Annotated in this window: 13 protein-coding genes; 3 read left to right on the plus strand and 10 right to left on the minus strand. The window is 73.4% G+C overall.

Annotated features, from left to right (window positions below):
* Positions 1–237: 237 nt before the first annotated feature.
* Positions 238–2,217 carry a heavy metal translocating P-type ATPase gene (locus B1H29_RS07070; protein ID WP_055419424.1) on the minus strand — a complete coding sequence of 660 codons (1,980 nt, stop codon included), beginning with the start codon at positions 2,215–2,217 and terminating at the stop codon, positions 238–240.
* A 137-nt stretch (positions 2,218–2,354) separates the two neighbouring features.
* On the opposite strand from B1H29_RS07070, the gene B1H29_RS07075 reads away from it, so the two are divergent.
* On the plus strand, positions 2,355–2,765 hold the full coding sequence (locus B1H29_RS07075; RefSeq protein ID WP_055419425.1) for an ArsR/SmtB family transcription factor: 411 nt from the start codon (positions 2,355–2,357) through the stop codon (positions 2,763–2,765).
* Between the two features lie 31 nt (positions 2,766–2,796).
* On the opposite strand, the gene B1H29_RS37170 is transcribed toward B1H29_RS07075, so the two are convergent.
* The 8 genes from B1H29_RS37170 to B1H29_RS07120 all read right to left on the minus strand — a co-directional run bounded on the left by B1H29_RS37170 (position 2,797) and on the right by B1H29_RS07120 (position 14,323).
* The gene (locus B1H29_RS37170) at positions 2,797–4,782 is read right to left on the minus strand and encodes an SWIM zinc finger family protein (RefSeq protein WP_432280067.1); all 1,986 of its coding nucleotides are present in this window, start codon (positions 4,780–4,782) and stop codon (positions 2,797–2,799) included.
* Between the two features lie 476 nt (positions 4,783–5,258).
* The gene (locus tag B1H29_RS07090) at positions 5,259–8,396 is read right to left on the minus strand and encodes a DEAD/DEAH box helicase (protein WP_055419427.1); all 3,138 of its coding nucleotides are present in this window, start codon (positions 8,394–8,396) and stop codon (positions 5,259–5,261) included.
* A gap of 113 nt (positions 8,397–8,509) precedes the next feature.
* Positions 8,510–9,091 carry a hypothetical protein gene (locus tag B1H29_RS07095; protein WP_055419428.1) on the minus strand — a complete coding sequence of 194 codons (582 nt, stop codon included), beginning with the start codon at positions 9,089–9,091 and terminating at the stop codon, positions 8,510–8,512.
* Complete coding sequence (locus B1H29_RS07100) at positions 9,088–10,236, minus strand: ROK family glucokinase (RefSeq protein ID WP_055419429.1); 1,149 nt, start codon at positions 10,234–10,236, stop codon at positions 9,088–9,090. Before B1H29_RS07100 ends, B1H29_RS07095 begins: the two co-directional genes overlap by 4 nt.
* A 226-nt stretch (positions 10,237–10,462) precedes the next feature.
* Positions 10,463–11,269 carry an ATP-binding cassette domain-containing protein gene (locus tag B1H29_RS07105; protein WP_055419430.1) on the minus strand — a complete coding sequence of 269 codons (807 nt, stop codon included), beginning with the start codon at positions 11,267–11,269 and terminating at the stop codon, positions 10,463–10,465.
* Positions 11,266–12,306 carry an ABC transporter permease gene (locus B1H29_RS07110; RefSeq protein WP_055419431.1) on the minus strand — a complete coding sequence of 347 codons (1,041 nt, stop codon included), beginning with the start codon at positions 12,304–12,306 and terminating at the stop codon, positions 11,266–11,268. The genes B1H29_RS07105 and B1H29_RS07110 overlap by 4 nt, the downstream gene beginning before the upstream one ends.
* Positions 12,303–13,307, minus strand: a complete 1,005-nt coding sequence (locus B1H29_RS07115; protein ID WP_055419432.1) for a sugar ABC transporter substrate-binding protein — start codon at positions 13,305–13,307, stop codon at positions 12,303–12,305. Before B1H29_RS07115 ends, B1H29_RS07110 begins: the two co-directional genes overlap by 4 nt.
* Before the next feature lie 278 nt (positions 13,308–13,585).
* Positions 13,586–14,323, minus strand: a complete 738-nt coding sequence (locus tag B1H29_RS07120; protein WP_079160717.1) for a myo-inositol degradation transcriptional regulator — start codon at positions 14,321–14,323, stop codon at positions 13,586–13,588.
* Between the two features lie 129 nt (positions 14,324–14,452).
* Between B1H29_RS07120 and B1H29_RS07125 the strand changes: the two genes are divergently transcribed.
* Complete coding sequence (locus tag B1H29_RS07125; RefSeq protein ID WP_055419434.1) at positions 14,453–15,484, plus strand: Gfo/Idh/MocA family protein; 1,032 nt, start codon at positions 14,453–14,455, stop codon at positions 15,482–15,484.
* Positions 15,485–15,734: 250 nt separating this feature from the next.
* On the opposite strand, the gene B1H29_RS07130 is transcribed toward B1H29_RS07125, so the two are convergent.
* Positions 15,735–16,349, minus strand: a complete 615-nt coding sequence (locus tag B1H29_RS07130; RefSeq protein WP_055419435.1) for a dihydrofolate reductase family protein — start codon at positions 16,347–16,349, stop codon at positions 15,735–15,737.
* 134 nt (positions 16,350–16,483) lie between these two features.
* On the opposite strand from B1H29_RS07130, the gene B1H29_RS07135 reads away from it, so the two are divergent.
* On the plus strand, positions 16,484–17,251 hold the full coding sequence (locus B1H29_RS07135) for a 3-oxoacyl-ACP reductase family protein (RefSeq protein ID WP_055419436.1): 768 nt from the start codon (positions 16,484–16,486) through the stop codon (positions 17,249–17,251).
* Positions 17,252–17,341: the final 90 nt, after the last annotated feature.

Below are 17,341 nucleotides of genomic sequence, written 5' to 3' on the forward strand. Positions count from 1 at the left end.
GGGCTGCCGTGGCGTCTGGGCGGCGCTGAAGGTAACGGCTACGGGACGGCCCTGACGGCCGGGCAGAAGTCGCGGACGAACCGCGACCCTGCTGAGTTGATCACGACGGGCGGGCCAGCGAGGCGAAGCCGCCGCTCCGGCACCCTTCGCCGGCCGGGCTCGCGCGGGGTCGGGCCCCGGGAAACCTGGCCGGCGGGCATGGGCCGCGCGTTGATGACCACTCAGAGCCGTCGCGGCTCAGCCGACGGCCTTCCGCCAGGCCGACTCGCGCAGCAGGCGCAGGCCGTTGAGGCCGACGATGACAGTGGAACCTTCATGGCCGGCGACGCCGAGCGGCAACGGCAGATGGCCGACGAGGTCCCAGACGACCAGGCCGGCGATGAAGACCCCGGCGATGACGAGGTTCTGCACGACGAGCTTGTGCGCCTGGCGGGAGAGGGAGACCACAGCGGGGACGGTGGCCAGTTCGTCCCGGACGATCACCGCGTCGGCGGTCTCCAGCGCCAGGTCGGAGCCCGCCCGGCCCATGGCGACGCCGGTGTGCGCGGCGGCGAGGGCGGGGGCGTCGTTGACGCCGTCGCCGACCACCATGATCCTGCGCCCGCCGCGCTCCAGTTCCCGGACGGCACGCACCTTGTCCTCGGGCAGCAGCCCGGCCCGTACGTCGGCGATGCCGGCCTCGGCGGCGAGACGGGCGGCGGCGCGCGGATTGTCACCGGTCAGCAGCAGGGGGGCGGTTCCGGTCAGGGAGGCGAGCGAGGCCACGGTCTCGGCGGCATCCGGGCGGAGCCGGTCGGAGATGCCGAGCACCCCGGCGGGGGCGCCGTCGAGAGTGACGAGGACGGCGGTCCGGCCACCCTCCTCCAGCTCACCGACGACGGCCGTCACGCGGGCCGAGGCCGCGTCAGGGGCACCGCGCAGCAGCCGGAGCGGAGCACCCACCTCGACCAGGCGCCCCTCGCACGTGGCCGTCACTCCGACGCCCGGCGTCGAGACGAAGTCCTCCACCGGCCTGATCGGCAGTCCCCGTTCGCGGGCCGCGGTCACGACGGCCCTGGCCAGAGGGTGCTCGCTGGGGTACTCCGCCGAGGCGGCAAGGGCGAGCAGGGCTTCCTCGTCCAGCCCGGAGCCCGGCAAGGAGCGAGCGTCCGAAACGCGCGGGGTGCCCTCTGTCAGCGTGCCCGTCTTGTCCAGCGCCACCGCGTCGACCTGCCCCAGCCGCTCCATCACCACGGCCGACTTGACCAGTACACCGTGGCGTCCCGCGTTGGCGATGGCCGAGAGCAGGGGCGGCATGGTGGCCAGCACGACCGCACACGGCGAGGCCACGATCATGAAGGTCATGGCCCGGAGCAGTGAGCCGGTGAGGTCCGCGCCGAAGGCGAGCGGGATGAGGAACACCGCGAGGGTCGCCACCACCATGCCCAGCGAGTAGCGCTGTTCGACCTTCTCGATGAAAAGCTGGGTCGGCGCCTTGGTCTCGGACGCCTCCTCCACCATGCGCACGATCCGGGCGATCACCGAGTCGGCGGCGTCCCGCTCGACCCTCACGCGCAGCGCGCCGGTGCCGTTGAGGGTGCCGGCGAAGACCTCGTCGTCCTTCTCCTTGGGCACCGGGAGCGGTTCGCCGGTGATGGTGGCCTGGTCGACGTCGCTCGCCCCGTCGAGTACGCGTCCGTCGGCGCCGATGCGTTCTCCGGGCCGTACCAGGATGGTGTCGCCGACGGTGAGGTCCTCGACGGCAAGGGCCGTCTCGCTCCCGTCGGCCTCGACGCGAGTGGCGGTCGCGGGCGCCAGGTCGAGCAGACCGCGTACCGAGTCGGCGGTGCGGGCGGTGGCCAGCGCCTCCAGCGCACCCGAGGTCGCGAAGATGACGATCAGCAGGGCGCCGTCCATCACCTGCCCGATCGCCGCCGCGCCCAGCGCGGCGACGACCATCAGCAGATCGACATCGAGCGTCTTCTCCTTCAGCGCCCGCAGGCCCGCCCATCCGGGCTCCCAGCCGCCGGTCGCGTAGGACAGCGCGTACAGCGGGCCCCAGGTCCAGGCCGGTGCCCCGGCCAGTTGGAGGGGCAGCGCGAGCAGGAAGAGGACCGTGGCCGCCGCTGCCCAACGCGCCTCGGGCAGGGCGAGGACGCGCGTCCGGCGCCGGGAGACTTCGCCGGTGCGCGCGGGTGCGGGCCGGTCGGCCGTGGGCGGGGTGAGGGTGGAGGTCATCGGAGCAGACAGTCCTTCACGACGGCATGCGGGAAAGGCGGCAGCCCGGACACCCGGCGGCCGCTCGCCCTCACCATACAGGAGCGCATGAAGAACCGTTCATGTGTTCATGGGACGGTCTTCGTAAGATGGAGTCCATGGGCCATGGAGCTGACGTCGAAACCACCGCCACCGCACGCGAGCGCCTGGAAGCAGTAGGTGCCGCTGACGTGGCCGCGACCCTCCAGGCCCTGGCCACCCCCTCCCGGCTGCGCATCCTCGCCCGCCTGCGGGAGGGCCCGTGCGCGGCCACCGAACTCGCCGATGCCGTCGGCATGGAACAGTCGGCCTGCTCCCACCAGCTTCGCCTGCTGCGGAACCTCGGCCTGGTCACCGGGGAGCGTCGGGGCCGCTCGGTGATCTACGCCCTCTACGACAACCACGTCGCCGAACTCCTGGAGCAGGCTCTCCACCACGTCGAGCATCAGCGCCTCGGCCTGCGGGACACTCCGGGCACGGCGCCCCTGGACGGACGGCCTGAGCGGGACGGCCTGAGCGGGACGGCCTGAGCGGGACGGCTTGCGCGGGGGACCGGCCGCCTCAGTACTCCCCCGGCGTTCCCAGGCCGGTGAGCGCCCCGACCGGGTCGAGGTCGGGGGTGCCGCGGGGCCACCAGTCCTCGCGGCCCGGTTCGGACTCGTAGGCGTACCACAGGCCCGTGCGGCCGAGGCGGATTTGGGTATGCCCCTTGGGGTGGGTGAGGCGGTTGCGCCAGGGGCGGAAGGCCGGGAGGTCTGCGGCGAGCAGGAGGGGGCGGGCGCGGTCGAAGCGGCCGGCCGGCGGATCCCAGGGCTCTTCCAGGACGTCGAGGCCCTCCGGCCCGCCCTGGCGCCAGGCGGCCACCGCTCGCGCCAGCTCCGGCGTGCCGCGTCCGGCGGCGCCGGCGAGGGACGCGTACAGGGCCCGGCTGCCGGCGGTGAGGCCGGAACCGGGGCGGGCCGCGGCGAGGCGGACGGCGTCCTGCCACAGTGTCAGCCCGCCGACCGGGTCACGCCCCGTGGTGAGCAGGGTGTGCGCGCGGGCGGCGGCGTCGGTGGCCAACTGGTCCAGCGCGAAGGGGTCGGGACCACCCGGTGCCGCCGGGTACGCCGGAGGCTGTTCCGGATGCGGGGGCGGGGGCAGCGGCGCCGGAAGGGGCGGCGGAGTGCGTGCGGCCAGTGCCTCGCCCGCCCGGACGCCGGGCAGGCGCGCCGGTCCGCGATCCTGGGCGGCGCGGGCCGCGCGGGCCGCGTTCAGCCGGGACAGGGCGTCGAGCAGCTCGCGTTCGCCCCGGCCGCGCAGCAGGAGCAGGACGAAGGGGTCGGCGTCGAGCAGCCGTGCCGTCTGGTAGCAGAGGGCGGCGGCGTGCTTGCAGGGGTGCCCCGAGTCGGGGCAGCCGCACTGCGGGGCGAGGTCGCCGGGGCCGGGGAGCAGGGGGACGCCGCAGTCGGCCAGGGAATGGGGCAACTCCTTGTCGAGCAGGGCGGCGATGTGCCCCGGCCGCTCGACGGCGGCGTCCAGGAACCGCTCCCAGTCGGCGTCGTCGAGCGTGCGCAGCCGCACCTGCACGCGGTACGGCCGGGGCCGGCTGCCCTGCACGTAGGCGAGGACCAGGCCGGGTGTCACGGTGATGGCGTCGACGCGCCCGCCCTCGGCGTATCCCCGCCCTCGTGCCAGCCGTGCGGGGTCCAGGGCGCCCTCCTCCAACGCGGTCACCCATGCCTTCCCCCACCAGGTGCCGGCGAGGTCCTCGTCCGCCGCCGGACGGGGCGGGAGCGCGGGGAAGGTACGCCGGAGCTCGCCGTCGCGGCCCGGGGCGGCCATCGAGCGGGGGGTACGGGGGCTGGCGGGTGGCGTACGAGACGCCTGGCCGTGTCGCACCGGGTGGAGCGCACGGCCCGGCGCCCCCGGGGTCGGCTCCGGTCGCGGTGCCGCCCGCCGCGGTGGAGGCGGCGGCTCGTACGACGACGTGGGCGGGCGCCAGGGCTCACCGGCGGCCGATGCCTGGGCTTCGGCTTCGGCTTCGGCTTCGGCTTCGGCTTCGGCTTCGGCTTCGGCTTCGGCTTCGGCTTCGGCTTCGGCTTCGGCTTCGGCTTCGGCTTCGGCTTCGGCTTCGGCTTCGGCGGGACCCTCCGGGTGCGCGGCGCGAGAGGTCGTGGGAGTGGACCCGGGGGTGGGCATGGGGACGGCCCCCGGGGCGGGCTCAGGGATGGCGTCCTCAGCGGTCGGGGGCTCCGCGTCGGAGTCCGCCTCCGGAGGCAGACGGAACGCGCCCGCGGCGAAGTCCCGTACGGCGCGGGCGCGGGCGTCGGCGGTGTGCGGCGCGGCGTGCCCCCGCGGACGGCGGGCGGCCGGGCGGGACAGCCGCCGCGTGGCCTCCGCCCCCTTGGCCGCGGTGTCCGTCGTCACCTGGCGACGAGCCGCCCGCAACGCCTCACGCGCCACATCCGCCGGTCGACTGTCGCTTCCGCCCGCGGGGCCCGGGCTTGCCGTGGGCGCGTCGGCGGGAAGAGGCCTCGGAGCGGGGGCGGTCGCCCCACCGGGGATCGGCGGCCCAACAGAGCGAGCCGCCTCTTCGGGCCTGTCCGCTTCCTCGCCCGTCTCCCCCGTCGCGCCGTCCGTTCCGCCGTCCTCCCGCGCATGTCGTGCGGTCCGCGCGCTGCGCAGGGCCGCGCGTGCCACGTCGCCGGGACGCGACCGCCCGGGGCCCTCCTCGTGCCGCCGGTCCCGGTCATCGTCCTGGCGCGGGGCATGCTCCTGCCGGGAGGCATGCTCCTGGCGGGGGGCAAAGTCCGGGTGAGGGGCAGAATCCGGGTGAGGGTCCTGGTACTGATGCTGGTCCTGGTGCTGGTCGTGGCCCGGCTCCCGCACCGGCTGTTCGCGGTCCCTCGGACCCCTTCCGGCTCCGGCTCCGGCTTCCGCTCCGGCATCCGCCTGCGCTCCGGCGTTGGTGGCCGGCGCCCCCTCTCCGCGCTCGCGAGCCTCGCGCAGGGCGCGGCGTGCCTCGTCGGCGGGCCGGGGGGTCATGACGGCCTCCGCAGGGACACCAGGTCGGACAGTTCGCGGACCGTCAGTTCGGTGAGGGCCGCCTCGCCGGAACCGAGGACGGCGTCGGCCAGGGCCCGCTTGGACTGGAGCATCTCGGCGATGCGGTCCTCGACGGTGCCTTCGGTGATGAGCCGGTGGACCTGGACCGGCTGGGTCTGGCCGATGCGGTAGGCGCGGTCGGTGGCCTGTTCCTCGACCGCCGGATTCCACCAGCGGTCGAAGTGCACGACGTGGCCCGCCCGGGTGAGGTTCAGGCCGGTGCCGGCGGCCTTCAGGGAGAGGACGAGGACGGGGGTGGCCCCGCTCTGGAAGCGGTCCACCATGCGTTCGCGTTCCGGCACCGGCGTTCCGCCGTGCAGCAGGTCGACCGGGACCGCGCGGGCGGTCAGGTGGGAGGTGATGAGGCGCGCCATGCCGACGTACTGCGTGAAGACGAGCGCCGAACCGTCCTCCGCCAGCAGCGTGTCCAGCAGTTCGTCCAGCAGGGCGAGTTTGCCGGAGCGGGCGGTCAGCCGGTCGGCCCCGCCGGGCGGGTGCTCCTCCTTCAGGAACAGCGCGGGGTGGTCGCAGATCTGCTTCAGCGAGGTCAGGAGCTTGAGCACCAGTCCCCGGCGGCCCATGCCCTCGGTCGACTCGATGGCGAGCATCGACTCGCGCACCACCGCCTCGTACAGCGCGGCCTGTTCGCGGGTGAGCGGGACGGGGTGGTCCGTCTCGGTCTTCGGCGGCAGCTCCGGGACGATGCCCGGGTCGGACTTCTTGCGGCGCAGCAGGAAGGGGCGGATCAGACTGGCGAGACGCGCCACCGCCTCCCCGTCCTCGCCGTTCTCCACCGCGCGCGCGTGCCGGGCGCGGAAGGACTTCAGGGGGCCGAGGAGCCCGGGGGTGGTCCAGTCGAGCAGAGCCCACAGCTCGGAGAGGTTGTTCTCCACCGGTGTGCCGGTCAGTGCGACGCGCGCGGGGGACGGGATCGTGCGCAGGGCCTTGGCCGTCGCCGAGTACGGGTTCTTGACGTGCTGTGCCTCGTCGGCGACGACCATGCCCCAGTGCCGCTCGGCCAGCGTCGCCGCCGCGGACCGCATGGTGCCGTACGTGGTGAGGACGAAGCCGCCGGTCAGGTCGCCCAGGGTGCGGTCCGGGCCGTGGAAGCGGCGGACGGGGACACCGGGCGCGAACCGGGTGATCTCCCGCTGCCAGTTGCCCAGCAGGGACGCGGGGCAGACCACCAGGGTCGGTTCGGTGCGGGCCCGCTTGAGGTGCAGGGCGATGACGGTGACCGTCTTGCCGAGACCCATGTCGTCGGCGAGGCAGCCGCCGAGGCCGAGGGAGGTCATGAGGTCGAGCCAGGCCAGGCCGCGCAGTTGGTAGTCGCGGAGGGTGGCGTGCAGGCCGGGCGGCGGTTCGGCCGGGCGGACACCGGCCGTGAGCCGGTCGCGCAGGGCGGCCAGCGCTCCGACCGGGACCACGTCGACCGTCTCGCCGTCGGCCTCCGCGGTGCCGGTGAGGGCGACGGACAGGGCGTCGACCGGGTCCAGCAGGCCGAGGTCGCGCTTGCGGGCGCGGCGGACCAGGGCGGGGTCGACCAGTACCCACCTGTCGCGCAGCCGGACGACCGGACGATGGGCCTCCGCGAGGCTGTCCATCTCGGCCTCGGTGAGGGGGTCGCCGCCGATCGCCAGTTGCCAGCGGAACTGGAGAAGGTCCTCGCTCTCGAAGAAGCCGGTGCCGTCGGTCGAGGAGCCGGGCGCGGGCCGGACCACCGCGGTCGCGGTGAGGTCCTGGGCCAGGTCACGGGGCCAGTGCACGGCGACACCGGCGGCGGAGAGCCGGCCTGCCGCCACGCCCAGCAGGTCGATGACCTCCTCCTCGGACAGGCTGAGGACGTCGGGCACGTCCTGCTCGGTGAGCCGGTCGAGCGGCGGCCAGACCCTCGCGGCGCGCCGCACCGCGAGGGCGGCGTCCACGCGCGCGCGGGGACCGAACGCCACGTCGGCCGCTCCCGACCACAGGTCCGCCGCGTCGGCCACGAGGGTGGGGTCGGCGAGGCTGTGCACCTGGACGACCGCCGCCCCCGCGCCGCGCGCGCCTCCGTTGCCGTCGTCCCCGTCGAACAGGTCGTACGCCGACAGATCCAGGCGGAGCGAGATACGCACGCCCGCGTCCATGCCGGCGGCGACCTCCGCGGCCCAGTCGTGGGCGTCGGGCAGGCGCTGGGCCCCGCGGGCGGCGAAGGGCCGGCCCGAGGCGTGGGGCGCGGCCGGGGTGCGGGGCAGGGTGTCGGCGACCGCGTCCAGGAAGGCGCGGATCAGTGCCTCGGGGTCCGGCAGCCGGATCGGGCCGGGGCCGTCCAGGGGGACCGCGTGGCCCTCCGGGGGCATCGCGGCGGCCACCGCCCGCAGGTGCGCGATGTCGTCGGGGTCCATCGGGCCGGCCCGCCAGGCGTCGTGTCCGGTCGCCGTCAGGCCGGGCAGGAGCCGGCCGCGCGCGGCGAGCCGCAGGGCGTGCAGGGTGGCGGCGCCCCAGCAGGCGGTCGCCGGATGGGCGGCCGGGTCGTGCCGGGCGCGCACCAGCAGGGGCAGCGCCTCGCCGACCGGGAGCGACAGCGCGGGCGTCGCCCGGCGCCGCACTCCGGCGCCGTGCCGCCGTACGACGGTGAGCTCCGTGGGTGCGCCGGGCCGGGCGCCGCCCCCGGCGGGCGGGACGGCGGGGGCGTCCTGCAAAGGCGCGGCAGACACGCCGCCTTCGGTGGGGGACACGGCAGACGCGTCCCCCGGCTCCCGGGCGGCGACAGCCCTTGCGCCCGATGACGTGGTGGCGGATGCCCCGCCTCCGGCAGACGCGTCGGCAGCGGACCGGCCGACGGGCGACCCGGTGGCGTCAGCCCCGCCTTCCGCCGGTGCGACGGCCGCACGGTGTCCGGCGACGGCGGTGCCGACGGGCCCGCCCTCGGGGTCCCAGAAGACGATCCGCCCGTCGCGCGGGAGAGGTGCGGGCAGGAAGACGGCCGCGAGCCGGACGGGGACGGACGAAGTGAGTTCCTCCGGCTGCCGCGCCGCTCCCCGCTCCCCCGCTCGTCCCGCGGACATCGTGCCCGCCACGGCCACGTCGCTCATACGTCCTGTCACCTCCCGCCCGTCTGCCGGATCAGATGTCTTCGACTCTACGGGCGGGGTCTGACAATCGGCTCCGGCGCCCTGCCGGGGCCCGGCAGGGCGCACGTGCGCGGTCAGGGAACCGTGCGCGAGACGACGTACACCATCGGATAGTCCGGGTCCTCCATGTTCACCACGACGTCCTGGGTGGGCGCCGGGTTCCGCTGCTCGTTGACGAGGCCGTACCAGGAGTCGGACCCGCCGAACTCCCAGCCGGTGATCCGCTGGGCGCGGTCGCTGATGGCGATCTTGCCCCTCTCCAGCGCGTCCCGGTCGACGCCCAGCCCCGCGAGGAAGGCGTCCAGGCCGGCGTTGGTGGTCTCGAACTGGACGTAGAGGCGACTGGTCTTCCAGTTGTTCGTCTCGTAGTACGCGACCTCTTCGGACGGGACCGGGACGGGGACCTCGTAGACGCGGCGCTGCAGTTTGGACGGCCAGCCCTCGGTCATGCCGGTCGCCGCGTACTTCGCCTCCTTCTCCCTGCCGCTGTCGCGGCTCTGGTTGGCGGAGATCATCAAGTAGCCGGCCGGGATGCCGATGAGCAGCACGATGATGAGCAGGGTGAGCGACCGGCGGCGGATCATGTGCCGGCGGTCCTCGGCCGGGGGCCGGGGCTGGTCCGGGGGCCCGGCCTGGTGGGGCAGGGAATCCGTCACAGCGACTCCCGGGACGTGCGGCGGGCCTCCGCGTACCGCTCGTAGCGCTCGTAGCGCTCCACCCGGCGGCGTTTGGCGCGGCGGAATCTGCGGGCGACCAGCCGGGACAGGTCGGCGGCGCCCACCATGCCGGCCTCCGGGCCGAGCTGGGCGCGGACGATGCGCGCCTCGGGGCGGTAGCCGCGGCCGGTGAGCTGGCGTTTGAAGGCGTCGCGTGCGGGGCCGATCAGCAGGTCGTCGGCGGCGCTGACCCCGCCGCCGATCACGAAGCAGGACGGGTCGAGGGCCGCCGCGAGGTTGGCGATGCCGACGCCGAGCCACTGGCCGATGTCCTGGAGCAGCTCGATGCACATGGCGTCGCCGTCGCGGGCCAGCTCGGTGATCATCGGGCCGGTGATGTCGCCGATGCTGCCCTTGACGTGCTCGATGATCCCGTACGCCACCGGCGAGTCGGCGGCGGCCAGCTCGCGGGCCTCCCGGACCAGCGCGTTGCCGGAGCTGTACTGCTCCCAGCAGCCGCGGTTGCCGCAGGGGCAGCGGTGGCCGCCGGGGACGACCTGCATGTGTCCGAACTCGCCGGCGACCCCGTACTTGCCCCGCTTGACCTGCCCGTCCTCCAGGATCGCGCCGCCGATGCCGGTGCCGAGGGTGATCATGACGAGGTGGTCCTCGCCGCGGCCGGCGCCGAAGCGCCACTCTGCCCAGGCGGCGGTGTTGGCGTCGTTGTCCACCAGGACGGGGACGGCGAGGCGGCCGGCGATGCGGTCGCGCAGCGGTTCGTTGCGCCAGGACAGGTGGGGGGCGAACAGCACACGGTTGCGGTCGGCGTCGACCCAGCCGGCCGCGCCGATGCCGACGGCGTGCACGTCGTGCCGGTCGGAGAGGTCCAGGACCAGTTCGACGATGGTGTCCTCGACGACCTTGGGGCTCTTGGACTTGTCCGGGGTCTCCGTGCGGAGCTTCTCCAGGATGTTGCCGTCGGCGTCCACGACGCCCGCCATGACTTTCGTGCCGCCGATGTCGATGCCGACCGTCGGCACTCGGGGTGCCGTCAGGTGGGAGCGGCGTTCCCTCGTGCCCACGGTGCGCAGGACCGGGGCGCGGCGGGAGCCGATGGGGGCGGTGAAGTCGCGGTAGGTGCTCATCGGGTGCGATTGTGCCGCACGGCTGTGCCGGGTGCCGAATGGGACAGGGGGTGGGCGGAGCGGTTCGACGCCGGGTGCCGAAGGGGACAGGGGGTGGCCGGAGCGGTTCGACGCCGAGCGCCGAAGGGGACAAGCGGCGGCCGGAGCGGTTCGACGCCGGGCGTGGGTGCCCGGTGGTCGATCGCGCCCACGCGGCGGAGCCGCGAACCGGCACCAACCCTTGTTCCTAGCGGCGCCGCAGTTCGTGGCGGAGATCGTCCAGCTCGTTGCCCCCGGCCATCTGGCGGGTCAGCTCGTCCAGCGTGATGTCGTCCCGCTCGTGGTTGCCCACCATGGTGCCGCGCTTCAGCAGGACGAACCTGTCTCCCACCAGGTACGCGTGATGCGGGTTGTGGGTGATCAGCACAACACCGAGGCCCTGGTCCCGGGCCGCCGCCACATACTTCAGGACCACGCCCGACTGCTTCACGCCCAGTGCCGCCGTCGGCTCGTCGAGCACCAGCACCTTCGCGCCGAAGTACACCGCGCGGGCGATCGCCACGCACTGGCGCTCGCCGCCGGAGAGGGTGCCGATGGGCTGGTCGACGTCGCGCAGGTCGATGCCCATGCGGAGGAGTTCCGCGTGGGTGGTGCGGCGCATGTGGTCGACGTCCATGCGCTTGAAGGGCGCCACCCCCTTGCGCGGCTCGGAACCCAGGAAGAAGTTGCGCCAGACCGGCATGAGGGGGACGACGGCCAGGTCCTGGTAGACGGTGGCGATGCCGCGGTCCAGGGCCTCGCGCGGGGAGGAGAGGCGGGTCTCCTCGCCGTCGAGGCTCAGGGTGCCGCCGTCGTGCTGGTGCAGCCCGGCGATGATCTTGATGAGCGTCGACTTGCCGGCTCCGTTGTCGCCGAGCACGCAGGTGATCTCGCCCGCGTGCACCTGGAGGGTCACACCTTCCAGGGCACGGACGTTCCCGTAGTTCTTGCTGACACCGGCCAGCTCCACGAGCGCCGCGCGGCTTTTCGGCGTACCGCTTTCGGTCTGCGTCACTTGGTCGCCTCCGCGCGCTTGCGGACCCAGGCGTTGAGCAGGGTCGCGAGGAGCAGCATCGCTCCGAGGAAGAACTTGAACCAGTCGGGGTTCCACTCGGCGAAGACGATGCCCTTGCCGGTCATGCCGAAGATGAACGCGCCGACCGCCGAGCCGACGGCGCTGCCGTGGCCGCCGGTGATCAGGCAGCCGCCGATGACGGCCGCGATGATGTAGATCAGCTCGTTGCCCACGCCCTCGCCGGACTGGACGACGTCGTAGGAGAAGAGCAGGTGTTGGCCCGAGATCCAGGCGCCGAGACCGACGCCCATGTAGAGGCCGATCTTGGTCTTGGTGACCGGTACGCCCACCGCGCGGGCGGCGTCCTTGTTGCCGCCGACCGCGAAGATCCAGTTGCCGGCGCGGGTGCGCAGCAGGATCCAGCTCGCGACGGCGACCAGGGCGAGCCACCACAGGATGGTGACCTTGAAGCCGACGCCGCCGATGGTGAGCGTGGAGGCGAAGACCTCGCGGGCGGAGGGGAAGCCCTCCATGTCGGCGATCGTCTTGGTGGAGACGGTGCCGTCGATCAGCTTGGTGAACCCCAGGTTCAGGCCGGTCAGCATCAGGAAGGTGCCGAGCGTGATGATGAAGCTGGGGAGTCCGGTCCGGGTGAGCATGAAGCCGTTGAAGGCGCCGATCGCCAGGGTGACCAGCAGGGAGACCCCGACACCGACCCAGACGTTGGCGGTCATCTGGTAGCTGAACATCGACGAGACCAGGGCCGACGAGGTGACCATGACGCCCGCGGACAGGTCGAACTCACCGCCGATCATCAGCAGCGCCACCGGCACGGCCATGATGCCGATCGTGGACGCGGCGTAGAGCACCGTGCTGAGGCTGGAGGCGCGCAGGAAGCTGTCGGCGAAGAACGCGAAGAAGACGAAGACGGCGATCGCGCCGACGACGGAACCCAGCTCCGGGCGGCCCAGCAGCTTCCGCAGCGGAGAGGTCTGCAGAATCCTTTCGTCGGATCGGGCCTCCGTGGTGGCGCTCATCGAGTGCCCCGCTTCGTGTAGTCGGCCAGCTCCGCGGCGTCGTCCTTGGTGATGATCTGCGGTCCGGTGAGCACCGGCCGGCCGCCGCCGAGGACGTCGGCGTTGTACTTGTACAGCCACAGCAGGTCGACCGCCTCGTAGCCCTGGAGGTAGGGCTGCTGGTCGACGGCGAAACCGAGGGTGCCGTCCTCCAGCCCGGCGGCCACCTTGGCGTTGAGGTCGAAGGTGTCGATCTCGGCCTCGCTGCCCGCGCCCTGCTTGGCCTTCACGGCGGTGTCGGCGTAGGGCGCGCCGAGGGTGACGACCGCGTCGACGGACTTGTCGGTCTGCAGCTTGGCCTCGATGGCGGACTGCACGTCCGGCATGCTGGTGCCGTTGACGTAGAGCCGCTGGACCTCGCCGTCGAAGGTCTTCTCCACGCCGTCGCAGCGCTGCTCGTGTCCGACGTTGCCCTGCTCGTGCAGCACACAGATCGCCTGCTCGCGCCCGCGCTCGTTCAGCTCCTCGCCGACCGCCTCGCCGGCGATCGTCTCGTCCTGGCCGACGTGGGTGAGGGCGCCGAACTCCTTGGACTCCCGCGAGCCGGAGTTCACGGTGATCACGGGGATGCCCGCCTTCTCGGCACGGGCCAGGGCGGACTTCATGGCGGCGGGCTTGGCGAGCGTGACGATGATCCCGTCGACCTTCTTGTCGATGGCCGCGTTCACGAGCTGCGCCTGCTGCTGGGCCTCGTCGTCGTGGGAGTACAGGAAGTTGATGTTGTCTTTCACGGCCGCCTGCTCGGCGCCGCTCTGGACGATGTCCCAGAAGGTGTCGCCATCACCCGAGTGAGTGATCATCGCGAAGGTCCAGCGGGGCGTGTCCACCGCCGCCTCCCCCTGGGCCGACGCGGCCTTGCGGGCGTCCTCGGCGCGCTTGCCGCCGGTGCTGCTGCAGCCGGCCAGGGACACGGACAGTGCCCCTGCCAGCGCTATGCCTACCCAGGTCCGAAACCGTGCCACGAGGCCGTGCCCTTCTTGCTGTGCCGTGCTGTGCGTGCCGGGGTTCCGCGGAACCCGGCCGGGTTCTCGAAACCCCAAACGCCCCATTGTCCGACATGGCAGCGGATCACTCGGCGCCGGGGAGCAGGCGCCGGTCACATTGTCCGGACATTGGGACGGCCTCGCACGGCGAGCCCCCCGGCCACGGGCCCGGCCACCGGCACGGCCACCGGCACGGCGGACCTCACGACGAGCGGCACCGCGGACCGCAAAGCCCCCGGTCCGCCGACCGGCGCGGGTCAGGACCGCACGAGCAACTGGAACTCGAAGGAGTAGCGGGACGGCCGGTAGGTGTGCGTGCCGAACTCGACCGCGCGTCCCATGTCGTCGAACGTCGTGCGCTCCATGGTGAGCAGGGGCGCGCCCTCGGCCTCGCCGAGCCGCTCGGCCTCGCCGGCGGTGGCGGCGCGGGCCCCGATGGACTGACGGGCGCTGTGCAGGGTGATCCCGGCGGCGCGCATCAGCCGGTACAGGCCGGTGGCCTCCAGCAGTTCGGTGTCCAGGTCGAAGAGACCCGGCGGCAGGTAGTTGCAGAGGTACGCCATCGGCTCCCCGTGCGTCAGCCGCAGCCGCTCCACCCGGTGCACGTCGCTCTCCTGGGCGACCCCGAGCGCGGCGGCGACCTCGGCGGTGGCGGGCACGACCGTGTTGACCAGGACCTTCGTGGCCGGGCGCTGGCCCGCCGCCTCCAGGTCGTCGTAGAGACTGCTGAGCTCCAGTGGGCGCTTGACCTTGCTGTGCACGACCTGGGTGCCGACGCCCCGGCGGCGCACGAGCAGGCCCTTGTCGACGAGCGACTGGATGGCCTGACGGACGGTGGGCCGGGACAGACCGAGCCGCGCGGCGAGTTCGATCTCGTTCCCCAGCAGGCTGCCGGGGGTCAGCGCGCCGCGCTCGATCGCCGCCTCGAGCTGCTGCGACAACTGGAAATACAGCGGCACGGGGCTGCTGCGATCCACGCTGAGGTCCAGCGACACGGTCGGGTCCACTTCTGGTTTCGGCACGGGCCGAGCGTAGCTCCGTGCGCTGTTGACGGGAAGTTGTGTAGTTCGATTGTCCGGACATACGCATTGACAGCGCGCGGGCTGTGAGCCCACTTTGATTCCATGCGCATCGGGGTCATCGGAACGGGCCGCATCGGCACCGTTCACGCCAACACGCTCAGCCGTCATCGCGACGTCGGATCCCTGATCCTCACGGACGCCGACATCGCGCGGGCCCAGGACCTGGCCCACCGGCTGGGCGAGACGGCGGCACCAGGAGTGGACGAGATCTTCCAGTGGGGCGTGGACGCCGTGGTGATCACCACGGCGACGCCGGCCCACGCCGAACTGATCGGTCGGGCGGCACGCTCGGGTTTACCGGTGTTCTGCGAGAAACCCATCGCGCTGGACCTGCCCGGCACGCTCCAGGCGATCGCCGAGGTGGAGACCGCGGGGACGATTCTGCAGATGGGGTTCCAGCGCCGCTTCGACGCCGGCTACACGGGGGCCCGTGAGGCGGTACGGTCCGGGCGGCTCGGCCGGCTGCACACCGTCCGGGCGATGACCAGCGATCAGGCCCCGCCGCCCGCCGCGTACCTGCCGCAGTCCGGAGGGCTCTACCGGGACACCCTGATCCACGACTTCGACGTCCTGCGCTGGGTGACCGGCCGCGAGGTCGCCGACGTGTACGCCGCCGGGTCCGACGCCGGCCCGCCGATGTTCCGCGCGGCGGACGACGTGGACACCGGCGCGGCCCTCCTCACGCTGGACGACGGCACGCTGGCCACGGTGACCGCGACGCGTCTGAACGGGGCGGGGTACGACGTGCGCATGGAGCTGGCCGGGGAGCTGGACCAGATCGTCGTGGGCCTGGACGACCGTACGCCGATCGCCTCCACCGAGCCGACCGGACCGCCGGCCGCGGACAAGCCGTGGACCGGCTTCGTGGAACGGTTCGGTCCCGCCTACGAGGCCGAACTGACCACGTTCGTGGAGGTCGTGCGCGGCGAGCGGGCCAACCCGTGCGACGGGCGCGAGGCACTGCTGGCCCTGCGGATCGCCGAGGCCTGCGAGATCTCCCGGCGCGAGCGCAGGCCCGTGCGGCTGGCGGAGATCCCGGGGGCCGGGGCGTCCACGGCGTCCACGGCGGGGTGAGCGGGTTCCGCACGCACCGCGGGACCGCGTGGGCCGCATGCACCGCGCCACCCCACGCACCGCAAGCACCGCCGCACCGCGCCACCTCACGCACCCCAAGCACCGCCGCACCGCGCCACCCCACGCACCCCAAGCACCGCCGCACCGCGCCACCCCACGCACCCCAAGCACCGCCGCACCTCCCAGGCAGTGGCATGTCAATGACAAGGCCGTGGGGTTGGCCGGGGGGTCGTATGTGTTCTCGGCGAGTTCACAGTTCGTACGAGCCGTACTCGGGCCGCCCGGCCAGGTCGTACGACTGGATGGAGACGCCCGCGCCCGTCACCCGCCCGCCAGTGTGCCGGAAGGCCGTCGGCAGAGCGCCCTGCGCGAAGAGGCGGCGTCCGGCCCCGAGTACCACGGGGAAGGTCAGCAGGTGGACGGTGTCGACGAGGTCGAGCGCCAGCAGCGAGCCCGCGAGGGCTCCGCTCCCGTGCACCTGGAGCTCCCCGTCGGTGCGCTCCTTCAGCGCGGTGACCTCCTTGGCGAGGTCGCCGCCGAGCACGGTCGTGCCCGCCCAGTCGGGGTCGGTGAGGGTGGCGGAGGCGACGTACTTCGGCAGGGCGTTCAGCTTGGAGGCGACGGGGTCGGCGGGGTCGGTGATCTTCGGCCAGTACGCCGCGAAGATGTCGTAGGTGCGCCGGCCGAGGAGGAACGCGCCGACACGGCCGAAGACCTCGTCGACGAACCGGCCGAAGTCCTCGTCGCCGTACGGCACGCTCCAGCCGCCCTGCGCGAAGCCGTCGCGGGTGTCCTCGCGGGGACCGCCGGGCGCCTGGTAGACGCCGTCGAGGGTGAGGAAGGTGGTGAGTACGAGCTTGCCCATGACGGATGCCTGCTTTCGTGGGTCGCGGTCTTGGCTGTCACCGGTTCCGACTCCGCCGGCGTCCGCGACTCATCGGTCAGGTCGATGTCCGTTCGCCGCCAGCGTGCGAAGGCCCGGCCCGCTGGGATGGACCCATGAACACGAACACGGAATCGGTTACTCACTCCTCGGCGCCGCTGACCGGCCGGATCGCCCTGGTCACGGGCGGCAGCCGGGGCATCGGGGCGGCGACCGCGCTGCGGCTCGCACGCGAGGGCGCCGACGTGGCCCTCACCTACGTGAACGGCAAGGACGCGGCCGAGGACGTCGTACGGGCCGTCGAGGCGCTGGGCCGCCGGGCGGTCGCCCTGCGGGCGGACTCCGCCGACGCCGGCGAGGCGGCCGGGGCGGTGGACCGGGTAGCGCAGGCGCTCGGCGGCCTCGACGTGCTGGTCAACAACGTCGGTCTCGGCGTGCTCGGTCCGCTGGAGGGCCTGTCGCTCGACGACGTGGACCGGCTGCTGGCCGTGAACGTGCGCGGGGTCTTCCTTACCTCGCAGGCGGCCGCGGCCCGCATGTCCGAGGGCGGCCGGATCATCACGATCGGCACCTGCATGACCCAGCGGGTACCCGGACCGGGCGGGACGCTGTACGCGACGAGCAAGTCGGCGCTGATCGGGCTGACCAAGGCCCTGGCCAGGGAGTTGGGCCCGCGGGGGATCACGGCGAACATCGTTCACCCCGGTCCGATCGACACCGACATGAACCCGGCGGACGGCCCTTACGCGGACGGACAGGCCGCCATGACCGCGCTGGGGCGCTTCGGCACGGCGGACGAGGTCGCGTCGACGGTGGCGTACCTGGCGGGTGCCTCGTACGTCACGGGCGCGGAGTTCGCCGTGGACGGCGGGCACGCGGCGTAGACGACGCGACCGTCGGCGCGCGTGCGCGCGGGACGCACCGGTGCTGTCCGGCCGGTGCGTCCCGCGGGTCTCGTGGGGCCGGCCGCCCGG

The sequence above is a fragment of the Streptomyces pactum genome (genome assembly GCF_002005225.1).
GTDB classification, from domain to species: Bacteria; Actinomycetota; Actinomycetes; order Streptomycetales; family Streptomycetaceae; genus Streptomyces; species Streptomyces pactum_A.

Coding starts and splice junctions, on each gene's coding strand:
- B1H29_RS07070 (WP_055419424.1), bottom strand. CDS start 2,217: ATGACCTCCACCCTCACCCCGCCCACGGCCGACCGGCCCGCACCCGCG.
- B1H29_RS07075 (WP_055419425.1), top strand. CDS start 2,355: ATGGGCCATGGAGCTGACGTCGAAACCACCGCCACCGCACGCGAGCGC.
- B1H29_RS07090 (WP_055419427.1), bottom strand. CDS start 8,396: ATGAGCGACGTGGCCGTGGCGGGCACGATGTCCGCGGGACGAGCGGGG.
- B1H29_RS07100 (WP_055419429.1), bottom strand. CDS start 10,236: ATGAGCACCTACCGCGACTTCACCGCCCCCATCGGCTCCCGCCGCGCC.
- B1H29_RS07110 (WP_055419431.1), bottom strand. CDS start 12,306: ATGAGCGCCACCACGGAGGCCCGATCCGACGAAAGGATTCTGCAGACC.
- B1H29_RS07125 (WP_055419434.1), top strand. CDS start 14,453: ATGCGCATCGGGGTCATCGGAACGGGCCGCATCGGCACCGTTCACGCC.
- B1H29_RS07130 (WP_055419435.1), bottom strand. CDS start 16,349: ATGGGCAAGCTCGTACTCACCACCTTCCTCACCCTCGACGGCGTCTAC.
- B1H29_RS07135 (WP_055419436.1), top strand. CDS start 16,484: ATGAACACGAACACGGAATCGGTTACTCACTCCTCGGCGCCGCTGACC.